Genomic DNA, 21,320 nt, shown 5'->3' with positions numbered 1-21,320 from the left:
CGGTGGCCGGGGCGACGGGTCAGCTACGGCGCTGCCACCAGCGGCGTTTGCGGGGCGGAGTGAGGGTGACGGCAGTGGGCGCCGGGGTCTCGGAATCGAGTGCGTCCAGGGCCCGCCTGATGGCGTCGAAGGTGGCCACGGGGTGGTGGCCGAGGTCGCGTTCGTCGGCCGGCAGCGCGACTCCCACGCAGACCAGTTTGAAGCTGTTGCCGTCGAGGGGGACGGACATGAACACCGGGGCGCCCACGCACCCTTGGGGAAGCCGGCCGCCCCAGCGGATGGTTCCGTCGCCCGCGCGGGCGACCTCGCCGACCACCGCGGCCTGATTGCGGGCGCCGTCGTCAGGGTTCACGTCGTGACCCAGGACATACGCTACGACGGGTTCGGCACCGATCCGCGCGATGTCCTCGTCCCTGGCGGCGATGCCGTCGGTTATCTCGTCGGTGTTCCAACGCCAGCCCTTGCGGTCGGCGTACGCGTGCAGAACGGCTGCGGGCATCACCGCGACACCCAGGCCGCCCGAGTCGCCCAGGTGGGTCCAGCCCTCGGCGAAGTCGGTCATGAGCAGTTTCCCGGCACTCGGCGCCGGGTCGCACAGCGACGGCCGTATGTTCACCTCGGCGAGTTCGATCCGTGTCGACTCCCCTGCTGTCACGAGGAATTGGCGAACCACGTCACCGTCCGGTGCGCTCTGCACGAGCTCGTTGAACCAGAAGAACGTCGCGTGACCTACGTCCCGCTGAGCTTCCTGGAAGGGCAGTGTCGCGCCACCGGCATGTCCGACGATGGCGTCGATGGTGGCTTCGTGAAGGGTGGGGAGTTCGGGCATGCGGGGGAGCCTATGCGTTGACTGTCAGCCCCGGCGACGGGTTATGCACCGGGCTCGGAAGCCTCAGGGGTCTCGACGAACAGGTCTTCGGCCGTGGAGGCGGTAAGGGAACGGTCGAACCAGAGGGTGAGGGTGTCGAGGTCGGTGCAGGAGGTGATGCGTTCGCGGATGTCTTCAGGGACGTCGATGCCGTGCTTTTCCAGCACGCGCAGGATGAACGAGGCGCCCTCCTCGGCCTTGCCCTCTGTCTTGCCTTCGGCCTTCCCCTCGGCCTTGCCCTCCAGGTACCTCTCCTCGTAGATCGTCCCGTGGCCCGGGAAGTGGGTGATGACGTTCGACATCAGCTCTCTCCATTTCTCCTTGACCGGAGTGTTCTCCAGGCCGACTTCCAGAACCTCGAACCAGTACGCCGTGGTGTCCGGATCGAACGACAGGAGGCCACGAACCATCGCTTCCAGTATGGCGGGCGCCCTGCGGTCATCGCTATGAACCATCGCCGAGAGCACGGACAGCGCCGGCTGTTGGGCCACCGTCGACTCGTCGGTGATCACCGGGACGGTGCCCGGTCCCAGCACGAACGGGCGTGTGACCTGGGTCGACCACGGGCCGACGGCGCACTCGAAGGGACCGGCTGCCCACTTTGCCGTCGACCGGTCTCGGCATACGGCCACCAACAGCACCGGCATGTCGTACTTCGCGCTGAGGTGCGCCACGTAATAGGCCCAGCTCTTCGCCTTGTCCGGGTCCTTCTTGGTCTGGGACTCGATGGCGAGCAGGAAGCTCTCTCCCATGGCGGGTTCGAACTTGAGCACCGTGTCCACTCGGCGCTCAAGGGGCCGGATTTCGGTGGCGTCGGGTGTGATCGAGCCGAAGTCCGACTTCGCGGGCGGCGGGATGCCCAGCGACTCGAAGACGAGGGTGAGGGCCTCCGGATGCTCCTGGAAGAGCCGGTGGGTCGCCTCGTGGGTTGATGTGACCATGTGCGCAACCTAGGTGGATCAAGGACGGAGATGTCCGGCCGAATCGGTGACGTTCACTCTTTCGAGGGGCGGAGGAACGTTCAGGCCGCCGTGGTCAGTTCGCACCAGACGTACTTGCCCTTGCTGCCGTTCCTGGACAGCGGCTGCCAGCCCCAGAGGTCGGCGCAGGCCCTGACCAGGCCCAGACCCCGGCCCTCCTCTATGTCCAGGAGCTTGGCCAACTCCCTTGGTGGTTCCGGGGGTTCGGGGCTCGCGTCCCAGGCGCCGATGCGGAGGGTGCCGGGTTTCCAGGCGACCCGGAGGATCACGGGGCCTTTCGTGTGGCGTACGGCGTTGGAGACCAACTCCGTTGCGAGGAGTTCGGCGGTGTCGACCAGGCCGATCAGTCCGTGCATCGTGAGGATCAGGCGGAGGGTGCGGCGGCTGACCGTGACTGCGCGGAGGTCGTGGGGGATGGTGAGGGTGTACTCCCAGGGGGCGGGCGGCTCTTTGGATTCGGGCATGCGTGACTCCTGGTCAGGGAGGGGGAGTTGGCGTGTGGTGCGGGTCGGCGGGCGGTGGCTTGTCGCGGCCGGCATGGCATGGCGGGGCGGTGCGCTTCCGGGGTCCCGGTGTTCCGCAGGGTGTGCGTCGCGTGACTGACGGTAGAGAATAAAGTTAGTACGGCGCAACCTGTTGTCGTAACCTGGTCACCCAATGTGGTGGAAGCGGGGAGGCGTAGGTGCCACGAAAGCAGCCAACGGCCCGACAGCGGCGGCTGGGGCGGGAGTTGCGCAGGCTGCGTGAGGCGGCGGGTCTGACAGCACGCCAGGCGGCTGAGTCGCTGGGCACGATCTCGGTGACGATGAGCCAGATCGAGTCGGGGGTCGCCGGCGTCAGCGAGGCGCGGGTGCGGCGGATTGCGGCTCAATACACCTGCACGGATGCCCAGTTGATCGATGCGCTGGTGGAGATGGCGACGGACCGCACCGATGGATGGTGGGAGGGGTACCGGGACATCCTTCCGCCGTCCTTCCTTGATTTGGCGGAGCTGGAGTACCACGCGGCCTTCGTCGAGGAGATTGGTACCACGCATGTCACGGGGCCTCTGCAGACAGAGGACTACGCACGTGCTGTTTTCGCCTACTGGCGGCCGGAACTCCCGGGGAACGAGTTGGAGGCGAGAGTTGCCCACCGCATGCGCCGCAAAGCGACCCTGGCGAGGGGCGGTGAGTCGCCGTACACGGCTGTACTGCACGAGTCCGTCCTGCGGACCCGGGTCGCTGACCGGAGTGTGGCACGGGGGCAACTCGACGAACTCCTAGCGCAGTCGGAGCGGCCTGGTGTCACCATGCGTGTGATCCCGTTCGACGTCGACGGGTTCGCGGGTGCGAGTGCGGCGCTGTTGTACGCGGGCGGACGCGTCCCGGCGCTGGACACCGTGCAGAAGGACACTCCGTCCGGAGCGGCGTTCGTGGATGCGGCCGCACAGCTTCAGGCGATGCGAACACTCTTCCGTAAAGTGGAGTCGGCATCGCTTGAGCCCGCCCGGTCGCGGGACTTTGTCCATCGCCTCGCCAAGGAGTTGTAGCCGTGATTCAGTGGCAGAAGTCGACCTTCTCAAGCGGCTCGGACGGGTCCTCCTGCGTCGAACTCGCCCGTATCGACGCTTCGTTGCTCCTCCGCGAGAGCGACGACCCCACCCGAATACTCCCCCTCACCCCCACCACCCTCGCCGCCCTCCTCCACCGCATCCGCTCAAGCTGAGGAGGCGACTTCAGGTTTCATGGGAAAGCACAGCCCACACCCATGCTTCTTACAGGCCTCTTACCTACGGTCCGGGCATGACGGGAAACGAAACAGCGCACGAGTCGCTGGAGCAACCGCGTAACCAATCCCCCGCGCACAAACGGGACTTGACCCGGCGCAAGGTCGTCGTCGCCGGCGGAGCCGCCGTTGCCGCGGTGGGTGTGGGTGGAGGGCTTGCCGCGAGTGCGTTCGCGGACGGGGCGACCTCCCCCGTGAACGTGAAGGGCACGCCGAGCGCCGGCGAGGCGTGTTACACGCTCACCTCGGAGACCACCGAGGGGCCGTACTACATCGACGCCGACAAGATCCGGCAGGACATCACCGAGGACGAGGAGGGCATTCCCATGACCCTCACTCTCAAGGTGATCGACGCGGAGACCTGCAAGCCGATCAGGAACGCGGCCGTCGACATCTGGCACTGCAGCGCGCTCGGCATCTACTCCGGCTACGAGGCGATGGGCAGCGGCGGAGCCGGAGGCGGCGGCGCTCCCACCGACGCGCCCTCGGGTACGCCGACAGGTACGCCTACCGGCGAGCCCCCGTCCGGCGCCCCCTCCGGCGGAACCGGTGGCGGGCACTCCGAACCGACCGACGACGAGCGGTACTTGCGCGGCACCTGGCGGACCGACAAGCACGGTTACGTCACCTTCAAGACGGTGTTCCCGGGGTGGTATCAGGGCCGTTGCGTGCACATCCACGTCAAGGTGCATGTCGATGGTGAGTGGACCGACGCGGGTTATGAAGGCGGGCACACCTGCCACACGGGCCAGTTGTTCTTCGACGAGAAGTCGGTGCTGGCGTCGGCGACAGTCGCGCCGTACTCCACCAACACCACCACCCGCACCACCCTCACCGAGGACACGATCTACCCGCAGAACGGCCACGAAGGCGGCCTGCTCTTCCTCGAGTACGACAAGAAGCGCACCGCCGACATCGCCAAGGGGGTCCGCGCCCACCTCACGATGAGCGTCGCCCCCGACGAGACCCATGACAGTACGGACACCCAGCCGAGCGCGTCGGCGTCGGCATCCTCATAGATCGTTAACTGTGCTCAGGATCAAGAAAGTTGGCGAGCCGCGGCAACCTTCTTGATCCTGACGGCCACTGAGGAGTCGTAACCCCCTCACCGCACCGAAGGACTCCCCCGTGGCCGCCACCGCTTCACCCGCCCCCGCCCCCTCCCACCGCCGCTCCCTCCGCAAGCGCCGCACGATCGTCGTCACCGCGGCTGCCGCCGCCGCGGGCATCGGCGCCGGCATCCTCGTACTCAACGCGAACGCCGCCAGTACCACCGTCGACCTGTACCACCAGACGCTCGCGGCGAAGGACGGGTGGGCGTCGTCCGGGACCGGTACCACCGGCGGCGCGAAGGCCGATGCCGCGCACACCTTCACCGTCAGCACCCGCGCCCAGCTCGTGAAGGCGCTCGGGTCCGCCAGTGACACCACGCCCCGGATCGTCAAGATCAAGGGCACGATCGACGCCAACACCGACGACAGCGGGAAGAAGTTGAGCTGCGCCGACTACTCGGCGGGGACCGGGTATTCGCTGTCCGCCTACCTCAAGGCCTACGCCCCTTCCACCTACGGCACCTCCAAGCTGCCCTCCGGTACCCAGGAGAAGGCGCGGGCCGCCGCGCAGGTCAAGCAGGGGAAGAACATCATCTTCCGGGTGCCCGCCAACACCACCGTCGTGGGCGTGCCCGGCACCAAGGCCGGGATCACCGGCGGCATGCTGCAGATACAGGGCGTGGACAACGTCATCGTGCGGAACCTGACCTTCGCCGCCACCCAGGACTGCTTCCCGCAGTGGGACCCGACGGACGGGGACAGCGGCAACTGGAACTCGCAGTACGACGCCGTGACGCTGCGCGGTGCCACGCATGTGTGGGCCGACCACAACACGTTCACCGACGCGCCGGGACTGGACACCTCCGACCCTACGTACTACGGCCGCCAGTATCAGATCCACGACGGCGACCTCGACATCACCAAGGGCTCGGACTTGGTGACCGTGGAGCGCAACCAGTTCACCAACCACGACAAGACGATGCTCATCGGCAGCAGCGACACCGACAGCGTCGGCAAGCTGCGCGTCTCCATCCACCACAACGTGTGGAAGGGGATCGTGCAGCGGGCGCCGCTGGCCCGGATCGGGCAGATCCACATCTACAACAACTACTTCGACACCACGACCCTCAACGGGTACGTCCTTCAGTACAGCGTCAACTCGCGGGCCAAGGCGCAGGTCGTCGTCCAGAACAACTACTGGAAGACTTCCGCCAGTCAGAAGCTCGGCAAGCTGTTCAGCGGTGACGGGACCGGGTCCATCGCGGGCAGCGGCAACATCGTCAACGGCACGGCCACCGACCTCGTCGCCGCCTACAACGCCGCCAACTCCAAGAAGCTGAAGACCACCGTGAACTGGACGCCGACCCTCACGACCGGTCTGGAGACCTCCGCCAAGAACCTGCCGACGGAACTCGCCACCACGACCGGGGCCGGCGTCCTCAACTAGCCTGAGGCGAACGGCCGTTGCCTCAGATCAGCCAGAGCAGCCCGTACCCGCCCAGGGTCGTGTTGGTCCGCTGGGTGAGGTTGACCGAGGCAGCCGTGAAGACGCGGCTGCCCTTGGCCACGGGGCCGTTGGCGCCGCCGGGGAAGACCCAGACGGCGCCTGTGCCGATGTTCTCCTGTGCCGCGCTCACGAACAGCTCCGGCTTGCCGTCGTTGTTGATGTCCCCGACGGAGACGGTGGTACCGAAGAGGTCGCCGAACTCGTTGCCGCCCGGCACCCCCGCGGTGAACTGGGAGAACGAGTACGCGCCGGCGCCCAGCGCGCCGGTGTGCCGGCCCGGGATCACGGTCACCTCGCCGGCCTGGTTCTGGCCCGCGACGCCTTCGAACGGTGCGCCCACGACGATGTCGGCGAGCCCGTCCCGGTTCAGGTCGGCCACGGCCAGGGCACCGCCGAACGCGTCGCCCTTCTCACTGCCGCCGGGCACCCCAGCGGTGTTCTGGGTGAGCTGCACAGGCTTGGTGTCGGCCGCGATGCCGTTCGCCGAGCCGTAGTAGACCAGCACTCGGCCGCCCAACGCGCCGTCCACGCCCGCGACTTCGGGTTCAAAGGGGTCGCCGACCACGAGGTCGGCGTACCCGTCGCCGTTGACGTCTCCGGCGGCGGAGATGAGCCCGTTGCCCTGCTGGAGTGGCGAGGAATAGGGGGGATAGACGTAGACCTCGCCACCGCTCAGACCGCTCATGCCCACCGTGGTGAGTGCCTCGTCCGGAACGGCGTTGCCGTTGAAGTCGCCGAGTGCGACGCTCGCCACGGAGGGGATGCCCTGGAGCGAGCCGCGCCCGCCGTAGGTGCCGGTGCGGCTGAACGGTCCCCTGAAGGTCGCGGAGGCGTCCAGCGCGCCGACCAGGACCTCCTCCTTGGGTCCGCCGCCGGTGCTCACCGCGGCCAGGTCGAGGCCGAACTCTTCCGAGGCCGTGCGCACCGGGGACGGCAGGTCCGTCGCCGTCGTCAGCCCGTTCCTGCTGCCCCACAACACGGTGACCAGGCCCGCGTCCTTGCCGTCCGCCGTGTCCTCGTACGGCGCCGAGACCACGAGGTCCGCGTAGCCGTCCCGGTTGAGGTCGGCCGTCGCGGTGGACGCGCCGAACTGGTCCCACGCCTCGCTCGAACTCGGCACTCCGGGCGTGTTCTGCGTGATGGTCTTGCGCCGGGTCGCCGACAGGCCCGACGACGATCCGTAGAGGACGACCACGGCCCCCGCCATCTCCTTCCCGGCGACGGTCGCGCCCGGCGCCGGCAGGACGGCGTCCCGGTAGCCGTCGCCGTTGAAGTCGCCGGGAACCGCGCCGTGCACGGCGAGTGCCGGGGCGGCGGGCAGCAGCGTGCCGCCGACCAGGGCCGCGGCGACGACCGCCGCGGCCCTCCATCTCCCTCTGGACGTCCGTGAGTTGCCCATGTGAGTCCCCTCCCACCCCTGGCGCACCCCCTGTGCGCCGACATCAGGCGCGCAGTGTAAAGCCGCCAGGTGTACGGGAGTTGGACTCAGCGGAGCATGTGCTCAGGTGTCGTACGTCCCGTCCCACGGCGGCCCGAACGCGCGCCGGTCCGGGTACAGCTCCGCCCAGCTGCCGTCCTCGTCCTCCTCGACCAGCAGGCCGAACAGGACGCCGTCCACGGTGCGTTGGAAGGGGCGGATCGCGATGTTGGTGTAGCTGCGGCGGGGGAGGGCGCGGAGCAGTTTCGCCAGGTGGATGCGGGCCTGCGAGAGGACCGAGTCGTCGCCGTGCGGGGCGCGTTGCTGCTCGGCCCAGGTGCCGGCGCACCAGATCTCCGAGTCGCGGTACCGGCCCGCGGAGTCGAAGGTGTGGAGCACCGTGTAGAGACGTTTCTGCTCTTCCCAGCCGTCGTCGGGACGGAAGCCTTGGGGGAACGCGTAGGTGACCGACGCCAGGAACTGGCCGTCCGCGTAGCGGCCGACGGCGCCGCTGCGTTGATTCGGCTCGTAGGCGATCGGAATGACCTCGGGGACTGCCATGGCGGAACCTTACGGGTTGGCGCGAACACGTCTACGACGGGGTCGGTCAGCGAGACCGCATGACCTCGCTGAGTTGACCTTGGGTCAAGGGTGCCACCGGGAGGGGGTGGGCCGCACCGGTTCGCAGACCGTCCAGGAAGAAGGCGAGGCAGCGGCGCCACTGGTCCGGTGCCGCCTCCATCGACTCCCGGATCACCTGGGACATCGCCCAGATCAGCGTGACCAGGTCCTGCGGCTCGAAATCGGGGCGCAACTGCCCGCTGTCCCGGGCCCGTCGGATGATCCGCTCGGCGTGCCGGAACCCGCGGTGACAGGCCTGCTCGACCTCCCCCGCCGCCCGGAACCGTTGCGCCAGCGCGTCGTTGAGGCCCCGGTCCTCGGCCTGCAGCGCGAACAGCCCCTCGACGAACGCGACGAACCCGTCCCAGGCGTCCGGGGCCGCGAGCGCAGTCTCGGTGACCTGCTCCAGCGCGGCCAGCCGCTCCGGGAAGATCGCGTCCCAGAACGCCTCCCGGGTCGGGAAGTGGTTGTACAGCGTGCCGATGCTGACCCCGGCCCGCCGCGCGATCTCCTCCAGCGGCGCGTCGAGCCCACGCTCGCCGAACACCTCGGTGGCGGCCACGAGGAGTTTGTCGCGATTGCGGGCGGCGTCGGCCCGTAGGGGCTTGGGGGCGGGGGCGGGCTGTTGCATGGCCTCATCATACGGAACTTGAGGGGAGCCTCAGGTTCCGTGCTACGGTCGGAGGCATAAGTTGAGGGATACCTCAAGTTATCCGTGCTTGTTCAGCCATGTCCGTGCACCCGTCCCGGAAGGCTCCGCCATGCCCGCATCGCAACAGCCCAAGATCGCCGTCGTTCTCGGGGTCGGCCCCGGTCTCGGCATGTCTGTCGCCCACCGCTTCGGCCGCGAGGGGTACGCCGTCGCCCTGGTGTCCCGCAGCGACACCCGGCACGCCGGCTACGTCGCGCGGCTGACGGCGGCGGGAGTCGAGGCGCGGTCCTACGTCGCCGACGTGCGCGACGCCAAACAGCTCGGCTCCGTTCTCGACACCGTCGTCGAGCGCTACGGCCGTATCGACCTCGTCTACTACGGGCCGGGCGCCCTCGACCTCGACGAGAGCCGCCCCAAGTCGATCACCGAGACCGACTCCGCCGGCGTCCAGGAGGCGATGAGCTGGATGTATCCGGCCGTCGACGTGGTGGGCAAGGTGCTGCCCGGCATGGTCGAACGGGGCGCCGGTGCCTTCGTGTTCGCGGGCGGGCTCAGTGCCGTGGTGCCGATGCCCATGCTCGGCGCGCTCGCCGTCTCGGCCGCCGCCCTGCGCAACTACGCCCTGACCCTCAACGCGGCGCTCGCCGACACCGGGGTCTACGCCGGGAACCTGGTCATCGGCGGACTCATCGAGCGGGGTGACATCCACCAGCTGATCACGTCGAACCCCGAGCAGTTCGGGAACGTCGGCGACCGCACCCTCGACCCGGACGAAATCGCCGACGGCGCCTGGGAGTTGGTGGCGCGCCGGGACCGGGCCGAGGACACGTTCAGCGTGTTCGGTTAGGTGTCTGTACGGTCCTCGAGGCGCGGAAAGAGAACCTCGCCCTTCGTCACCGGGGAGCCGGGCGGAAGCGCACCCCAGGCCGAGGCGTCCCGGACCCGCTGGTCGGCCAGGGGCCCGAGGGTCGCCCCCGCGCCCAGGGAGTCCCACAGCCGTTCCGACGTCTCCGGCATGACCGGTTCGAGGAGGATCGCGAGCGCGCGGAGCGAGTCGGCCGCCGTGTAGAGGATCGTCGCCAGGCGGGTGCGGGCCTCGGGGGAGTCGGACTTGGCCACCTTCCAGGGTTCCTGGTCGGTCAGGTAGCCGTTGACCTGCCGGACGAAGTCGAAGACGGCCAGGATGCCGCCCTGGAAGTCGAGTTGGTCGCCGATGCGGTGGTCGGCCTCCGAAGTCGCCTTGAGAAGAGCCGACTTGAGTGAGCGCTCGGCCTCGGTCTCCTCCCCCGGCGCGGGCAGGACGCCCTCGAAGTACCTGGCCGTCATCGCGGTCACCCGGGACGCCAAGTTGCCGTAGCCGTTGGCGAGTTCGCTGGTGTAGCGGGCGGTGAAGTCCTCCCAGGAGAAGGAACCGTCCTGGCCGAAGGCGATCGCGCGCAGGAAGTACCAGCGGTAGGCGTCGACGCCGAAGTGCGCGGTCAGGGTCTCGGGGCTGATGCCGGTCAGGTTCGACTTGGACATCTTCTCGCCGCCGACCAGGAGCCAGCCGTTGGCCGCGATTCGGCCCGGCAGCGGCAGGCCGTTGGCCATGAGCATCGCCGGCCAGATCACCGCGTGGAAGCGGAGGATGTCCTTGCCGACCAGGTGGACGTCGGCCGGGAAGGTCGCCTCGAACTTCGCCGGGTTCTCGTTGTAGCCCACGGCGGTGGCGTAGTTGAGGAGCGCGTCCACCCAGACGTAGATGACATGCGAGGTGTCCCAGGGGACCTTGACGCCCCAGTCGAACGTCGAGCGGGAGATCGACAGGTCCTGGAGGCCCTGGCGGACGAAGTTCACGACCTCGTTGCGGGCCGAGGCGGGCTGGACGAAGTCCGGGTGGGCTTCGTAGTGGGCGAGGAGACGGTCGCCGTACTCGCTCAGCTTGAAGAAGTAGTTCTCCTCCTTGAGGAGTTCGACCGGGCGTCGGTGGATGGCGCACCACAGGGTCCCCGTGCCGTCCTCCGCCTCGATCAGCTCGCCCGGGAGCTTGTACTCCTCGCAGTAGACGCAGTACGGGCCCTCGTAACCGCCCTTGTAGATCTCGCCCTTGTCGTAGAGGTCCTGCACGAACTCCTGGACGCGGTCGGTGTGGCGGCGCTCGGTGGTGCGGATGAAGTCGTCGTTCGAGATGGCCAGGTGGTCCCAGAGGGGTTTCCAGGAGTTCTCGACCAGGCGGTCCGCCCACTCCTGCGGGGGCACGCCGTTCGCCTCCGCCGTGCGCAGGATCTTCTGGCCGTGCTCGTCCGTGCCCGTCAGGAACCAGACGTCCTCCCCGCGCCGGCGGTGCCAGCGGGCGAGGACGTCTGCGGCGACGGTGGTGTAGGCGTGGCCGAGGTGGGGGGCGTCGTTGACGTAGTAGATGGGGGTCGTGACGTAGTACGTCATCGGGTCATCCCTGTGCAGTACGTCGTCGGGTCACCCCTGGTCGCCGCCGAACCGCTCCTTGTACGTCTCCAGGTCCTCGTCCGTGAGCTTCGCGAAGAGGACCGGGGGGACGGTGAAGGGGGTGCCGGCGGGGACGGCGGACAGGGCGCGGGCCTCGTCCGCGGAGACCCAGGTCGCGGTGTCGTCCTTGAGCTGGAACGCCTGGCGCATCGCCGCCGACGAAGACGGGATGAAGGGTTCCGAGACCACCGCGTACAGGTGGATCAGGTTCATCGCGGTGCGCAGGGTGAGGGCGGCGCCCTCCGGGTCGGTCTTGATCTCCAGCCAGGGGGCCTTCTCCTCCAGGTAGGAGTTGCCCGCCGACCACAGGGCGCGGAGCGCCGCCGCGGCCTTGCGGAACTGGAGGGCCTCCATCTGGATCTCGTACTCGGCCAGCAGGCCCGCGATCTCCTCGCCGAGCTTCGCCTCCGCCGGGCCCGCCTCGGTGCCGGCCGGGACCTCGTCGCCGAAGCGCTTCTTGGAGAAGGACAGGACGCGGTTGACGAAGTTGCCGAGGGTGTCGGCCAGGTCCTTGTTCACCGTGGCGGTGAAGTGCTCCCAGGTGAAGGAGGAGTCGTCGGACTCGGGGGCGTTGGCGATCAGGAAGTAGCGCCAGTAGTCCGCCGGGAGGATGTCCAGGGCCTGGTCGGTGAAGACGCCGCGCTTCTGGGACGTGGAGAACTTACCGCCGTAGTACGTCAGCCAGTTGAAGGCCTTGACGTAGTCGACCTTCTTCCACGGCTCGCGGATGCCGAGCTCGGTGGCCGGGAACATCACCGTGTGGAACGGGACGTTGTCCTTGGCCATGAACTCCGTGTAGCGGACCGGGTTTTCGCCCTGGTCCGACTCGTACCACCAGGACTTCCAGTCGCGGTTCTCCGGGTCGAGGTCCGACCATTCCTTCGTCGCGCCGATGTACTCGATCGGGGCGTCGAACCAGACGTAGAAGACCTTGCCCTCCGCCGCCAGCTCCGGCCACGTGTCCGCGGGGACCGGGACGCCCCAGTCCAGGTCGCGGGTGATCGCGCGGTCGTGCAGGCCCTCGGTGAGCCACTTGCGGGCGATGGAGGAGGCGAGCTGCGGCCACTCCTCCTCGTGGGCGGCGACCCACTCCTCGACCTCGTGCTGGAGCTTCGACTGGAGGAGGAAGAGGTGCTTGGTCTCGCGGACCTCCAGGTCCGTGGATCCCGAGATCGCGGACCTGGGGTTGATGAGGTCTGTGGGGTCCAGGACGCGGGTGCAGTTCTCGCACTGGTCGCCGCGGGCCTTGTCGTAGCCGCAGTGGGGGCAGGTGCCCTCGACATAGCGGTCCGGGAGGAAGCGGCCGTCGGTGGGGCTGTAGACCTGGCGGATCGCCCGCTCTTCGATGAAGCCGTTCTCGTTCAGGCGGCGGGCGAAGTGCTGGGTGATCTCCCGGTTCTGGGGGGACGAGCTGCGGCCGAAGTAGTCGAAGGCGAGCGCGAAGCCGTCGTAGACCGCCTTCTGCGCGTCGTGCGCCTGCGCGCAGAACTCGGCGACCGGGAGGCCCTGCTCCTTCGCGGCCAGTTCCGCCGGGGTGCCGTGTTCGTCCGTCGCGCAGATGTACAGCACGTCGTGGCCGCGCTGGCGGAGGTAGCGGGAGTACACGTCCGCCGGGAGCATGGACCCCACCATGTTGCCCAGGTGCTTGATTCCGTTGATGTACGGAAGGGCGCTGGTGATGAGGTGTCGAGCCATCGGGGGGCTGCTCCCAGGTCGGTCTGGCTGGTGCGTTCTGTGTCTCGCGAACGCGTCTTGCGAACCTTGAAATCGTAGCCGACATGGGTGTGCCGCCCGCCTCCCGTTTTACGGGGTGGGAAGCGGGCGGCACGGTTGTTCGTCCACGCGGTGGTGCTACGGGCGCCAGTCGATCAGTACGCCGTCGTAGAGCTCCGCGTCCGTGAGCTCCAGGGGGGTCGGGCCCGCGTGGAAGAAGGCCGTGTTGTCGGTCTTCAGCTTGCGGAGGTAGTCGAAGGCCTTGTTCTCGTGGTCGCCGAACGCGACGAACGAGAAGAAGACCGAGGCGTGGGACTTCGCGGCGTCCGTGAGGGACTGGGTCGCCGGGGTCTTCGCGTCCGGGGCGCCGTCCGTCTGGAAGACGACGAGGGCGGGGGTGCCGGGGGTGGCGTTCTTGTCGTAGTGCGCGAGTACGGCTTCTACGGCGGCGTGGTAGCTCGTGCGGCCCATGCGGCCGAGGCCTGCGTGGGCCTCGTCGATCGCGTTCTCGGGGGAGGTGGGGGTGAGGTCTGTCGTGCCGTCGACCTCTGTGGAGAAGAAGACGACGTGGACGGTGGGGGTGGGGTCCGGGTCCAGGTGGGTCGCGAGGGCGAGGGTCTGGTCGGCGAGGGCCTGGGCGGAACCGTCCTTGTAGTACGGGCGCATGCTCGCGGAGCGGTCGAGGACGAGGTATGTCTTCGCTCGGGTACCGGTGAGGTTGGCCTTGCCGAGAGCGAGGGCGGCGGAACCGGTCCCCACGGCCTCGGCTACGCCCTCGGCCTCGACAGTTTCCCCACCCGCACCGCCCGTGATGCTTTCGTCGTCGGGTGCGGGTGGCCCCTGTGGGGCGTCCTCGCCGTCGGCGGCTGCGGCAACCAGGACGGGTTCCGGTTCGGGGGCCGCGACCGGCTCGGGCGCCTCGACGGCTTCCGGCTCGGCCTCGGCCGCGGGCTCCGTCGCCGCAGCGGCTGCGGGCTCCGGCTCGGGGGCGACCTCTGCGACCGCTTCGGGGGTTGTGGCGGACTCCGTCTCCGTCTCCGCTTCCGGCTCCGGCGTGACCTCGGCCACCGGCTCCGCGACCGGCTCCGCCTCAGGGGTCGCTTCCGCGACCGGCTCCGCCTCGGGTGCGGTCTCGGCGACAGCTTCGGGCTCGGGCTCCGGGTCAGCCTCCGCCTCGGCCTCCGGGGCAGGTTCTACGACGGGCTCGGCTTCCGCCTCGGGCGTGACCTCGGCGACCGGTTCAGCTGCGGGCTCGGTCTCCGCTTCCGGCTCAGCTTCCGATGCCGCGACCGGCTCGACGACCGGCTCCGGTGCAGCCTCGGCCACCGGCTCCGCCTCGGGGGCGGCGGCCTCCGCGACCGTCTCCGCCTCCGGCTCAGCGACGGGCTCGGCCTCTGCCTCCGCCTCGGTGACCGGCTCGGCTTCCGCGACAGCCTCAACGACCGGCTCGGGTTCGGGCTCCGGCGTCACCTCAGCCGTAGGCTCTGCCTCTGCCTCTGCCTCTGCCGTAGGCTCCGCCTCCGCCTCCGGCACGACGACCGACTCGGTCTCCGCGACCGGCTCGACGACCGGCGCGACGACAGCCTCGGCCACCGGCTCTGCCTCCGGTGCAGCCTCCGTGACCTCCGTGCTCTCCACCGACGGCGTCGGCGCCGGCTTGGGAACCGCCACGTTGTCGAAGGCCAAGGCCACCAGCTCGTGCTCGTCGTCCTCAAGCGTGGACGACGTGCGGGGTTCCGGGACCTGGGCCGATGCCGTGGGGACGGGGGCGGACGTGAGGTCGGGTTCGGTGGAGGGGGACGGGACCTTCGCGTCCGGTTCCCCTGTCACCGTGGTCGGCTGCTCTTGCGAAGGAGTGCGTTCCGCACCCTCTGTCTCGGCGGCACGCTCCTTGCGTGACCTGCCGAACGCATTCCGCAGGAGAGTGAGAATGCCCATGTGCGCAACCCTTCGCGTGAGTTGAAGCCGTCAATCCCTGGCCAGGACGGACACGTAAGGTTAGCGGCCTCGGATGGCGATCTTAGGCAGGGGCGAGGCGCATGAGACGCGTCTCGTCAACACCCCCTGTTTCAGCCACCACTTCGCTCACCCGTTCACCTGCCTGTTCGCGGCGGACGCACGGCCCGCTCACGAAACACCGTGACCTGAGTGACGCCACGACGTGACCTCAGTGCGGCGACGCGATCGCCCGTGCCGCCGCCACCTCCTGCCGCAACGGCTCCAGCACACTCTCCGCCGGGCCCGTCAGATCCGTACGGACCTCCACCAGTACCTCCGACTCGCGTACGCCCTCCGACAACTCCCGCAGTTGGAGCGCGACTTGGGTGACCTCGGCCGGTGACGGCGGCGGTGCCCCGTGTTTCACCCGTACCCTCGCCGCCGTCGTCGCGTCGACGATGCGTTCCACGGCGACGACCAGCGGGAGCCAGCCGGCGGCGAGGCGGCCGGTGGGCGGGGGTTCGGTGAGGGCGCGTTGGAACTCGGTGCGGATGACGGACAGGTCGCGGTAGAGGCGGCGGCGCATCCGGGCGCGGGCGCTTGCGTCGGCCTCCGCCCCCGAAGGGTCGGAAGTTCCGAACGCCGTCTCCACATAATTCGCCGTGTCCGCGACCGCCTCCGCCAAGCGGTCGCCTACCCGCGTGTGCCAGCTCTCCGGCCAGAGCAGATAGCCCGCCACCAGCGCGATCCCGCAGCCGATGAGGGAGTCCACCAGGCGGGGGAGCAGCAGGGCCGTGCCCTGGTGGTTGAGGACGTCGGACAGGAGCAGGATCACCGGGGTGATCGCCATCGTCTGGTAGCCGTAGCCCCGGGGGGTGAGCGCGGGGATCAGCGGGGCGAGGACGAGCAGGACCAGTACGTCCCACCAGCCCCGCGGTACCGCCGACAGCACCGCCGCCGCGATCACCAGTCCCGCCACCGTGCCCAGCGCGCGCAGCAGGGCCCGCGAGAAGACCGAGCCGAAGTCGGGCTTCAGGACGAACGTGATCGTCAGGGCGACCCAGTACGAGCGCGGTACCGGGACCGTCGACACCAGCACCTGCGCCAGGCCGATGCAGACCGCCAGGCGCAGGCCGTAGCGCCACGAGCCGGAGGAGAGGAGGACGTTGCGGGCGGCTCGGGTGGCGCGGATGCGGAGGGCGGCCGGGCGGCCCAGGCGGTCGTCGATGCCCCTCGGGTCCACGTCCGGAGCCGTGACCACCTCTGCCGCGTGGCGCAGGGCGTGGTCGATCGCGCGGGTCGTCTCGCCTGTGGGGGTGGGGAGGTCGAGGCCTATCGGGCCGGTGTAGCCGGTCTCGACCGCCTGGGCGAGGTGGCGGACCGTCTCGCGGATCTGTGGGGGGAGGGGTTGGCCGGACTGGTGGACCGCGGGGGCCGCCTCTACCACCGGCGTGATCGCGTTCAACTGGGCCAGCAGGCGGGTGAGTTCGGGGCTGCGGCCGTGGTGGCGGGCCCGGCGGGCGAGGACCAAGTCGTAGGACTGGTTGAGGGATTGGGTGACCGCCTGGCGGGCGGAGTCGTAGGCGGCCGTGGGGTCGTCGCCGCAGGTCGCGAGGAGGTCGGCGACGGTGCGGTAGGTGTTCGCCACCGCCGCCCGTTCCGGGACTCCGGAGCGCAACGGCCAGGCCAGGAGGGCCAGGAGGAGGACCAGGAGGCCGCCGCCGGACATCAGGACGGGGGCCAGCCACCACGCGCCGGGGAGCGGAAGGCCCGCGCCGATCACCGAGTTGAGGAGCAGGAGCAGGCCCGATACGGAGGCCACCGCGCCGATCGTCGAGATCATCCCGGAGACGAGCGCGATGCCGGTGAGCGTGGCGACCGCGTACCAGCCGTGGCCGTACACCGCGGCGCCGAGCGTGACGCCGATCGCGCCGAAGAGCTGGGGGATCGCGATGTTGAGGATGCGCATGCGGTAGGCGTCGGCGGTGTCGCCGATGACGCCGGAGAGGGCGCCCATGGAGGCGAGGGCGCCGTAGGCGGTGTGTCCGGTGGCGAGGCCGATGGCGAGGGGGAGGGTCATCGCCACGGCGGCGCGGGCGATGGCGGGCCGGTTGAGGGGGGCCTGCTGGGGTTGGAGGTTCCTCACCAGCCAGTCGGGGGGTGTGAGGCCGATGGGGAACTCGCGGGACATGCGACCCATTATGGGCGTCGCGTCCCGCGGAAAAGGGATCGCGCCCGGGTTATTCGTGCTGGTGGAGCGTGATGTCCACCAGCAGCGCGCGGTGGTCGGTGTCGGCCAGGTCGAGGAAGCGGGCGCTGTTCGTGGAGAAGTCGGGGGACAGGAGGACGTGGTCGATCTGGGTGCCGAAGGTGGGCGCGAAGCGCTCCGGCCAGCTCGGGGTGCGGGGGTGTCCGGCCATGCGAGCGGCGTCGCGCAGGCCGGTGTCGAGGATGTGGCGGAAAGTCGCGTGGTCCTGCGAGGAGTTGAAGTCGCCGGCGAGGACGGTCGGGGTGGTGGGGTCGGCGGCGGCGAAGGTCCGGAGCCTGCCCAGTTCGCGGCGCCACAGGGCGACCTGGTTCGGCAACGGGGGCATGGGGTGCGCGAGTTGGAGCCGTACGGAATGTCCCTCGACGTCGGCCACGGCGCCGGGCATGCCCATCGTGCCGGTGACGCCCTTCGTGCCCTTGAGGGGGAAGCGGCTGAGGATCATCGAGCCGTGCGAACCGGCGGCCGCGACCGCCTGCCGGTACGGGAACTCGGTGCCGAAGTCCCGCCGCAGCGTGGCCTGGCAGGTGTACTCGCACTCCTCCACGAACACCACGGCCGGCCGCTCCCGCCGGATCACCGGCACCAGGGAGCCGGTCCCCCGCCCGAACTCGACGTTCGAGGTCAGGACGCGGAACTCGGCGACCGCCGGCCCGCTGGGCTCACCACTCTTCCCGTACGGCTCGATGAACCACGCCAGCAGGCCGAGCAGCGCGACGCCCCAGACCAGGCCGAGCCGCCAGCGGGTGAGCAGGGCGAGGAGGAGTCCGAGTCCGGTGGGGGCGAGCAACCAGGGGAAGAAGGCGAGGAGTTGGGGGACGGGGGTGATGGCGTCGGTGTCGGCCGTACGGCAGCCGACGACCACGCTCACGCCGGTGAAGAGGAGCCCGGCGCACCACGTGGTGAAACGGCGGGCGCGGTGGCGCTCGGGTACGAAGTCGGCGGCGGTCCACTCGGAGGTCACGGTGCTCAAAAGTCGACCTTCCGCCAGTGGACGTAGACGCCCAAATCATCCCACGCGGTCCAGGAACTCCCCCAGGATCTCGTTGAACTCCTTCGGGCGCTCGAGATTCGGCATATGGGCCGCGCCCTCGATCACATGGAGCGTGGAGTCGGGGAGCACCGCGTGCATCGCCTCCGCGTCGGAGACGGGGGTGTAGGTGTCGTCGGCGCCCACGACCACGAGGGCCGGGACCGTCACCCTGGTCAACAGGTCGCGGTAGTCGGGGCGTTGGGCACGGGCGCGCAGGGCCGCTGCTGCGGCTTCGGGGGCGGTGGCCGTCATCATGCCGTGGACGTGGGCCTTGACCTGGGGGTCGGCCGACGGTGCCACCATCTTCTCCAGCACCTCGTCGGCGTAGCCACGCATGCCCTCGCGCAGGAGGCGGTCGGCCATGGCGTTGCGGGTGCGGACGCCCTCCGGGGTCTCGGCCGCCGGGAAGGTGTCGGCGAGGACCAGACCCCGGACGCGCTCGGGGAAGCGGCCGTAGCAGTCCATCGCGATCTGCCCGCCCATCGACAGCCCGGCCAGCACGAACGTCTCCACCTTCAGCTCGTCGAGCAGCGCCTCGATGTCGGCGGCGAAGTCCGAGAAGCGGGTGACGGTGGAGGGTGAGCGGCCGTAGCCGCGCAGGTCGGGGGCGACGACCTGGCGGGAGGGGGAGAACGCCTCGATCTGCGGGGTCCACATCGTGTGGTCGAAGGGGTGGCCGTGGATGAGGACGAGGGGGAGGGGGTGGGGGAGATATGGGGTGTTAGGGGATGACATGCCCCGACCCTAGGTGCGCTCAACTCCCCCGTGCAACAAGGTATTTGACGCCGGGTCCGTGGTGGGTGCGGTGGGCGCCGGCCGGTCCCGTACGAGGCGCAGGAGCAGGAACTCCCTTGCCGGCCGGGCGTATCGGGTCAGCCAGGCCACCCCGGCGACCGTCAGGCCCACGCCCAGGAGGAGCCAGGCGACCGTGCGCAGGGTGGCGGTCAGGGCGTCGTAGATCGCGCCGCCCGCCGCCTGGGAGACCTCGGCCGGGAGGTCGGCGACGGTGAAGTGGCGGCCGATCGTGAGGGCGAGGCCGAGCAGCGCGCCGCCGAGGGCCGTGCCGAGGGCGGTCGCCGTGATCGCGCGGCGGCGGCGCACGGCGACGGCGATGCCGGTGACGGCGAAGACGGCGGCGGCGACGGGGAGCCAGAAGCCGGCGACTTCGAGCACGTGGAACCCCTTCCGGAGTGGGCCCAGTTCACCCGCGGCCAGGACCGCGACCTCGGTGTGCTGGACGGGGATGCGGTTCGCCAACGGCACGTGGTCGTGGGCGAGTTGCTGTTTTATGTGGGTGGTCAGCGGGGCGAGGTCGACGGTGACCGTGCCGTCCCTGCGGTCGTCCTCCAGGGCCTGCAGCACGGCGTCGTGGGTCGCGCGGTTGCCCTCGTCCCAGGCCAGGCGGAAGGCCTCGGTCTTCGTGAACGAGCGCACCGCGTCGTGCACGAACGGCGCCATCGTGCCCCGCATCCCGCCCACATGGACCTCGCGCAGGATGCCCGCGCCGACGGTGTCCGCGATCACGTCCCGTACGTCCGGGTCGGCGGCGAGCGGTGCCATCGCCGTGACGTAGCGGCCGGAGTCGGTCAGGTCGTACGCCGCCCAGGCCGCCAGCGCGCCGAAGGGCGTGAGGCAGCAGGAGAGGGCGACGAGTACGGCCGACAGGGCGCTCCGGAGACGTGGGGGCACTCCTCTAGGACACGGGCGGGGCGCGTGGTGTGCGAGCCGGTTTCCTGCATTCGGGTGCAATGTCAAGCCGAACGGGTGCCCTGACCTCGGAACCCTTGGCGGAACTGGCCATTCCGCTCTCGGGTGGAGGGTTGACCCGAACGGGTGTTTCCTGGAACCGGGGAGAAGGAGGCCGAACATGCGCACCACTCCGGCCCTGCGGACTCTGGCCGCGGCCCTGCTCACCGGTGGCACCCTCGCCGTCGCGGCGGCGGGCACCACGGCGATGGCAGCACCGACCACGTACGCCGAAGGACATGGCGGTGGCGGCGGTGGCGGCAGTCCGATCTGGGGCACGATCGTCTCCCGCACGGATCTGAACGTGCGGCAGTCGCCCACCACGCACTCACCCGCCGTCGACACGCTCTCACCGGGCAGCCAGGACCGCGTCCAATGCGTGGTCAGGGGACAGAGCGTCAACGGGAATCCCGACTGGTACTGGCTCGTCGGCGCCCAGGGCTGGGCCAGCGCCGCGTTCGTCGACACCGGCGGCCAGTGGGTGCCGTCCTGCTCGGACCCGTGTCCGGGCTGGAAGGACGGCGGCAACAACAACTCCGGCAACTCCAACTGGAACAACGACCCGAACTGGAGCGACAACTCCAACTCGTGGAGCACCTCGGCCTCCGGGTCGTGGAGCGTCTCGGGCTCGTGGAGCTGGAGCGCCTCCGGGTCGTCGAGCGGCGGCGGCATCTGGAACTGGGCGCCGTAGGGGAACAGGGGAAAGGAGTGGGCCCCGGCCGTCCGGCCGGGGCCCACTCCTTGTGCCGTACGGCGTCAGCGGATGCGGTTGCCCTCTCCGTCCTCGCGCGTGTAGTAGCGGTAGAAGAACACCAGGAAGACGCCCGCCGTGGTCGCGATCCCGACGGCCGCGGACCGCAGGACGCTCTCTCCGGTCTGGCTGTAGAGGAAGCCGAGCGCCGCGCCCGCGAAGGCGGACTTCACCAGCGAGTGCAGTTCGCGCTTCAGCAGCGGGGCGAACCGTGCCACCGCCAGGCACAGCACGATGAACGCGAGCGCCGTCACGAAGCCGAACAGGATGTTCCAGCCCGTGATGGGACCGCCGCCGCGACGGTTGGCGGCCGCCCAGTAGCCGTAGACGAGCCCCAGGACGACCGGGATCGCCACCTTCGCCACGCGGTGGACGCGGGTGTCGAAGATGTCGGGCAGACCGCTCGGGCCGGTGAATGCGCCGGAGCCTGTCGTTCTGCCGCTCCGGCCGGTCATTCCGCCGGGCGTGGGTGCCGCTTGAGCCATGAGAGCACTCCTCTCTCTCGCCCCCGTCTACCAATGCACA

The 21,320-nt window shown here is 69.7% G+C and carries 20 protein-coding genes; 6 read left to right on the top strand and 14 right to left on the bottom strand.

Translation table 11 applies throughout. The annotated features are described in order from the left end of the window. Window positions 1-19: 19 nt before the first annotated feature. From OO70_RS25035 to OO70_RS25025, 3 genes are all read right to left on the bottom strand, one after another. A complete protein-coding gene (locus tag OO70_RS25035; RefSeq protein WP_043675767.1) occupies window positions 20-829 on the bottom strand; it encodes a hypothetical protein in 810 nt (269 codons plus the stop codon). A gap of 41 nt (window positions 830-870) precedes the next feature. Continuing rightward, window positions 871-1,809 (bottom strand): RpnC/YadD family protein, encoded by a 939-nt coding sequence (locus tag OO70_RS25030; protein ID WP_043675764.1) that lies wholly within the window; start codon window positions 1,807-1,809, stop codon window positions 871-873. Between the two features lie 80 nt (window positions 1,810-1,889). After that, complete coding sequence (locus OO70_RS25025; protein WP_043675761.1) at window positions 1,890-2,312, bottom strand: ATP-binding protein; 423 nt, start codon at window positions 2,310-2,312, stop codon at window positions 1,890-1,892. Between the two features lie 218 nt (window positions 2,313-2,530). Between OO70_RS25025 and OO70_RS25020 the strand changes: the two genes are divergently transcribed. The 4 genes from OO70_RS25020 to OO70_RS25005 all read left to right on the top strand — a co-directional run bounded on the left by OO70_RS25020 (window position 2,531) and on the right by OO70_RS25005 (window position 6,114). Next, window positions 2,531-3,379, top strand: coding sequence for a helix-turn-helix domain-containing protein (locus OO70_RS25020; RefSeq protein ID WP_043675758.1), 849 nt, complete (start codon window positions 2,531-2,533; stop codon window positions 3,377-3,379). A 2-nt stretch (window positions 3,380-3,381) separates the two neighbouring features. Further along, on the top strand, window positions 3,382-3,555 hold the full coding sequence (locus tag OO70_RS25015; protein WP_043675755.1) for a DUF397 domain-containing protein: 174 nt from the start codon (window positions 3,382-3,384) through the stop codon (window positions 3,553-3,555). Window positions 3,556-3,632: 77 nt separating this feature from the next. Further along, on the top strand, window positions 3,633-4,634 hold the full coding sequence (locus OO70_RS25010) for an intradiol ring-cleavage dioxygenase (RefSeq protein ID WP_078651544.1): 1,002 nt from the start codon (window positions 3,633-3,635) through the stop codon (window positions 4,632-4,634). 109 nt (window positions 4,635-4,743) lie between these two features. After that, window positions 4,744-6,114 (top strand): pectate lyase family protein, encoded by a 1,371-nt coding sequence (locus OO70_RS25005; RefSeq protein WP_043675749.1) that lies wholly within the window; start codon window positions 4,744-4,746, stop codon window positions 6,112-6,114. 22 nt (window positions 6,115-6,136) lie between these two features. Here the strand turns inward: OO70_RS25005 and OO70_RS25000 are convergent, their stop codons facing one another. From OO70_RS25000 to OO70_RS24990, 3 genes are all read right to left on the bottom strand, one after another. Further along, window positions 6,137-7,573: an FG-GAP-like repeat-containing protein gene (locus tag OO70_RS25000; protein WP_043675746.1), complete on the bottom strand. Its 1,437-nt coding sequence runs from the start codon at window positions 7,571-7,573 to the stop codon at window positions 6,137-6,139. A 102-nt stretch (window positions 7,574-7,675) separates the two neighbouring features. Then, window positions 7,676-8,152, bottom strand: coding sequence for a hypothetical protein (locus tag OO70_RS24995; protein WP_043675743.1), 477 nt, complete (start codon window positions 8,150-8,152; stop codon window positions 7,676-7,678). A 46-nt stretch (window positions 8,153-8,198) separates the two neighbouring features. Then, window positions 8,199-8,843 (bottom strand): TetR/AcrR family transcriptional regulator, encoded by a 645-nt coding sequence (locus tag OO70_RS24990; RefSeq protein ID WP_043675740.1) that lies wholly within the window; start codon window positions 8,841-8,843, stop codon window positions 8,199-8,201. A 130-nt stretch (window positions 8,844-8,973) separates the two neighbouring features. Between OO70_RS24990 and OO70_RS24985 the strand changes: the two genes are divergently transcribed. Further along, window positions 8,974-9,711, top strand: a complete 738-nt coding sequence (locus tag OO70_RS24985; protein WP_043675737.1) for an SDR family NAD(P)-dependent oxidoreductase — start codon at window positions 8,974-8,976, stop codon at window positions 9,709-9,711. On the opposite strand, the gene metG (OO70_RS24980) is transcribed toward OO70_RS24985, so the two are convergent. The 7 genes from metG (OO70_RS24980) to OO70_RS24950 form a co-directional block, all read right to left on the bottom strand. Beyond that, window positions 9,708-11,288: a methionine--tRNA ligase gene (metG, locus tag OO70_RS24980; RefSeq protein ID WP_043675734.1), complete on the bottom strand. Its 1,581-nt coding sequence runs from the start codon at window positions 11,286-11,288 to the stop codon at window positions 9,708-9,710. The genes OO70_RS24985 and metG (OO70_RS24980) overlap by 4 nt on opposite strands. 30 nt (window positions 11,289-11,318) lie before the next feature. Continuing rightward, window positions 11,319-13,043, bottom strand: coding sequence for a methionine--tRNA ligase (gene metG / locus OO70_RS24975; RefSeq protein WP_043675731.1), 1,725 nt, complete (start codon window positions 13,041-13,043; stop codon window positions 11,319-11,321). A 156-nt stretch (window positions 13,044-13,199) separates the two neighbouring features. Continuing rightward, window positions 13,200-14,999 (bottom strand): VWA domain-containing protein, encoded by a 1,800-nt coding sequence (locus OO70_RS24970; RefSeq protein ID WP_043675728.1) that lies wholly within the window; start codon window positions 14,997-14,999, stop codon window positions 13,200-13,202. 229 nt (window positions 15,000-15,228) lie between these two features. Then, window positions 15,229-17,190, bottom strand: a complete 1,962-nt coding sequence (locus tag OO70_RS24965; RefSeq protein WP_043675725.1) for an FUSC family protein — start codon at window positions 17,188-17,190, stop codon at window positions 15,229-15,231. A 49-nt stretch (window positions 17,191-17,239) separates the two neighbouring features. After that, window positions 17,240-18,238, bottom strand: a complete 999-nt coding sequence (locus tag OO70_RS24960; RefSeq protein ID WP_043675723.1) for an endonuclease/exonuclease/phosphatase family protein — start codon at window positions 18,236-18,238, stop codon at window positions 17,240-17,242. 36 nt (window positions 18,239-18,274) lie between these two features. Then, a complete protein-coding gene (locus OO70_RS24955) occupies window positions 18,275-19,033 on the bottom strand; it encodes an alpha/beta fold hydrolase (protein ID WP_051741585.1) in 759 nt (252 codons plus the stop codon). Between the two features lie 9 nt (window positions 19,034-19,042). Next, window positions 19,043-19,987 carry a hypothetical protein gene (locus tag OO70_RS24950; RefSeq protein ID WP_051741583.1) on the bottom strand — a complete coding sequence of 315 codons (945 nt, stop codon included), beginning with the start codon at window positions 19,985-19,987 and terminating at the stop codon, window positions 19,043-19,045. Window positions 19,988-20,165: 178 nt separating this feature from the next. On the opposite strand from OO70_RS24950, the gene OO70_RS24945 reads away from it, so the two are divergent. Continuing rightward, on the top strand, window positions 20,166-20,735 hold the full coding sequence (locus OO70_RS24945; RefSeq protein ID WP_043675720.1) for a hypothetical protein: 570 nt from the start codon (window positions 20,166-20,168) through the stop codon (window positions 20,733-20,735). 65 nt (window positions 20,736-20,800) lie between these two features. Here the strand turns inward: OO70_RS24945 and OO70_RS24940 are convergent, their stop codons facing one another. Beyond that, entirely contained in the window at window positions 20,801-21,280 is a 480-nt protein-coding gene (locus OO70_RS24940) for a hypothetical protein (RefSeq protein WP_043675718.1), read from the bottom strand. Window positions 21,281-21,320: the final 40 nt, after the last annotated feature.

The sequence above is a fragment of the Streptomyces xylophagus genome, assembly GCF_000716435.1.
GTDB lineage: Bacteria > Actinomycetota > Actinomycetes > Streptomycetales > Streptomycetaceae > Streptomyces > Streptomyces xylophagus.
The sequence above is the reverse complement of the archived record's forward strand: the minus strand, read 5'-3'. Positions and strand labels throughout refer to the sequence as shown.

Bases quoted from the DNA above. Each gene is read 5' to 3' on its own strand.
- OO70_RS24940 (WP_043675718.1), bottom strand. From the start codon at position 21,280: ATGGCTCAAGCGGCACCCACGCCCGGCGGAATGACCGGCCGGAGCGGC.
- OO70_RS24995 (WP_043675743.1), bottom strand. From the start codon at position 8,152: ATGGCAGTCCCCGAGGTCATTCCGATCGCCTACGAGCCGAATCAACGC.
- metG (WP_043675731.1), bottom strand. From the start codon at position 13,043: ATGGCTCGACACCTCATCACCAGCGCCCTTCCGTACATCAACGGAATC.
- OO70_RS24970 (WP_043675728.1), bottom strand. From the start codon at position 14,999: ATGGGCATTCTCACTCTCCTGCGGAATGCGTTCGGCAGGTCACGCAAG.
- OO70_RS25035 (WP_043675767.1), bottom strand. From the start codon at position 829: ATGCCCGAACTCCCCACCCTTCACGAAGCCACCATCGACGCCATCGTC.
- OO70_RS24990 (WP_043675740.1), bottom strand. From the start codon at position 8,843: ATGCAACAGCCCGCCCCCGCCCCCAAGCCCCTACGGGCCGACGCCGCC.
- OO70_RS25000 (WP_043675746.1), bottom strand. From the start codon at position 7,573: ATGGGCAACTCACGGACGTCCAGAGGGAGATGGAGGGCCGCGGCGGTC.
- OO70_RS24985 (WP_043675737.1), top strand. From the start codon at position 8,974: ATGCCCGCATCGCAACAGCCCAAGATCGCCGTCGTTCTCGGGGTCGGC.
- OO70_RS24955 (WP_051741585.1), bottom strand. From the start codon at position 19,033: ATGTCATCCCCTAACACCCCATATCTCCCCCACCCCCTCCCCCTCGTC.
- OO70_RS24965 (WP_043675725.1), bottom strand. From the start codon at position 17,190: ATGTCCCGCGAGTTCCCCATCGGCCTCACACCCCCCGACTGGCTGGTG.
- OO70_RS25030 (WP_043675764.1), bottom strand. From the start codon at position 1,809: ATGGTCACATCAACCCACGAGGCGACCCACCGGCTCTTCCAGGAGCAT.
- OO70_RS25025 (WP_043675761.1), bottom strand. From the start codon at position 2,312: ATGCCCGAATCCAAAGAGCCGCCCGCCCCCTGGGAGTACACCCTCACC.
- OO70_RS24945 (WP_043675720.1), top strand. From the start codon at position 20,166: ATGCGCACCACTCCGGCCCTGCGGACTCTGGCCGCGGCCCTGCTCACC.
- metG (WP_043675734.1), bottom strand. From the start codon at position 11,288: ATGACGTACTACGTCACGACCCCCATCTACTACGTCAACGACGCCCCC.
- OO70_RS25010 (WP_078651544.1), top strand. From the start codon at position 3,633: ATGACGGGAAACGAAACAGCGCACGAGTCGCTGGAGCAACCGCGTAAC.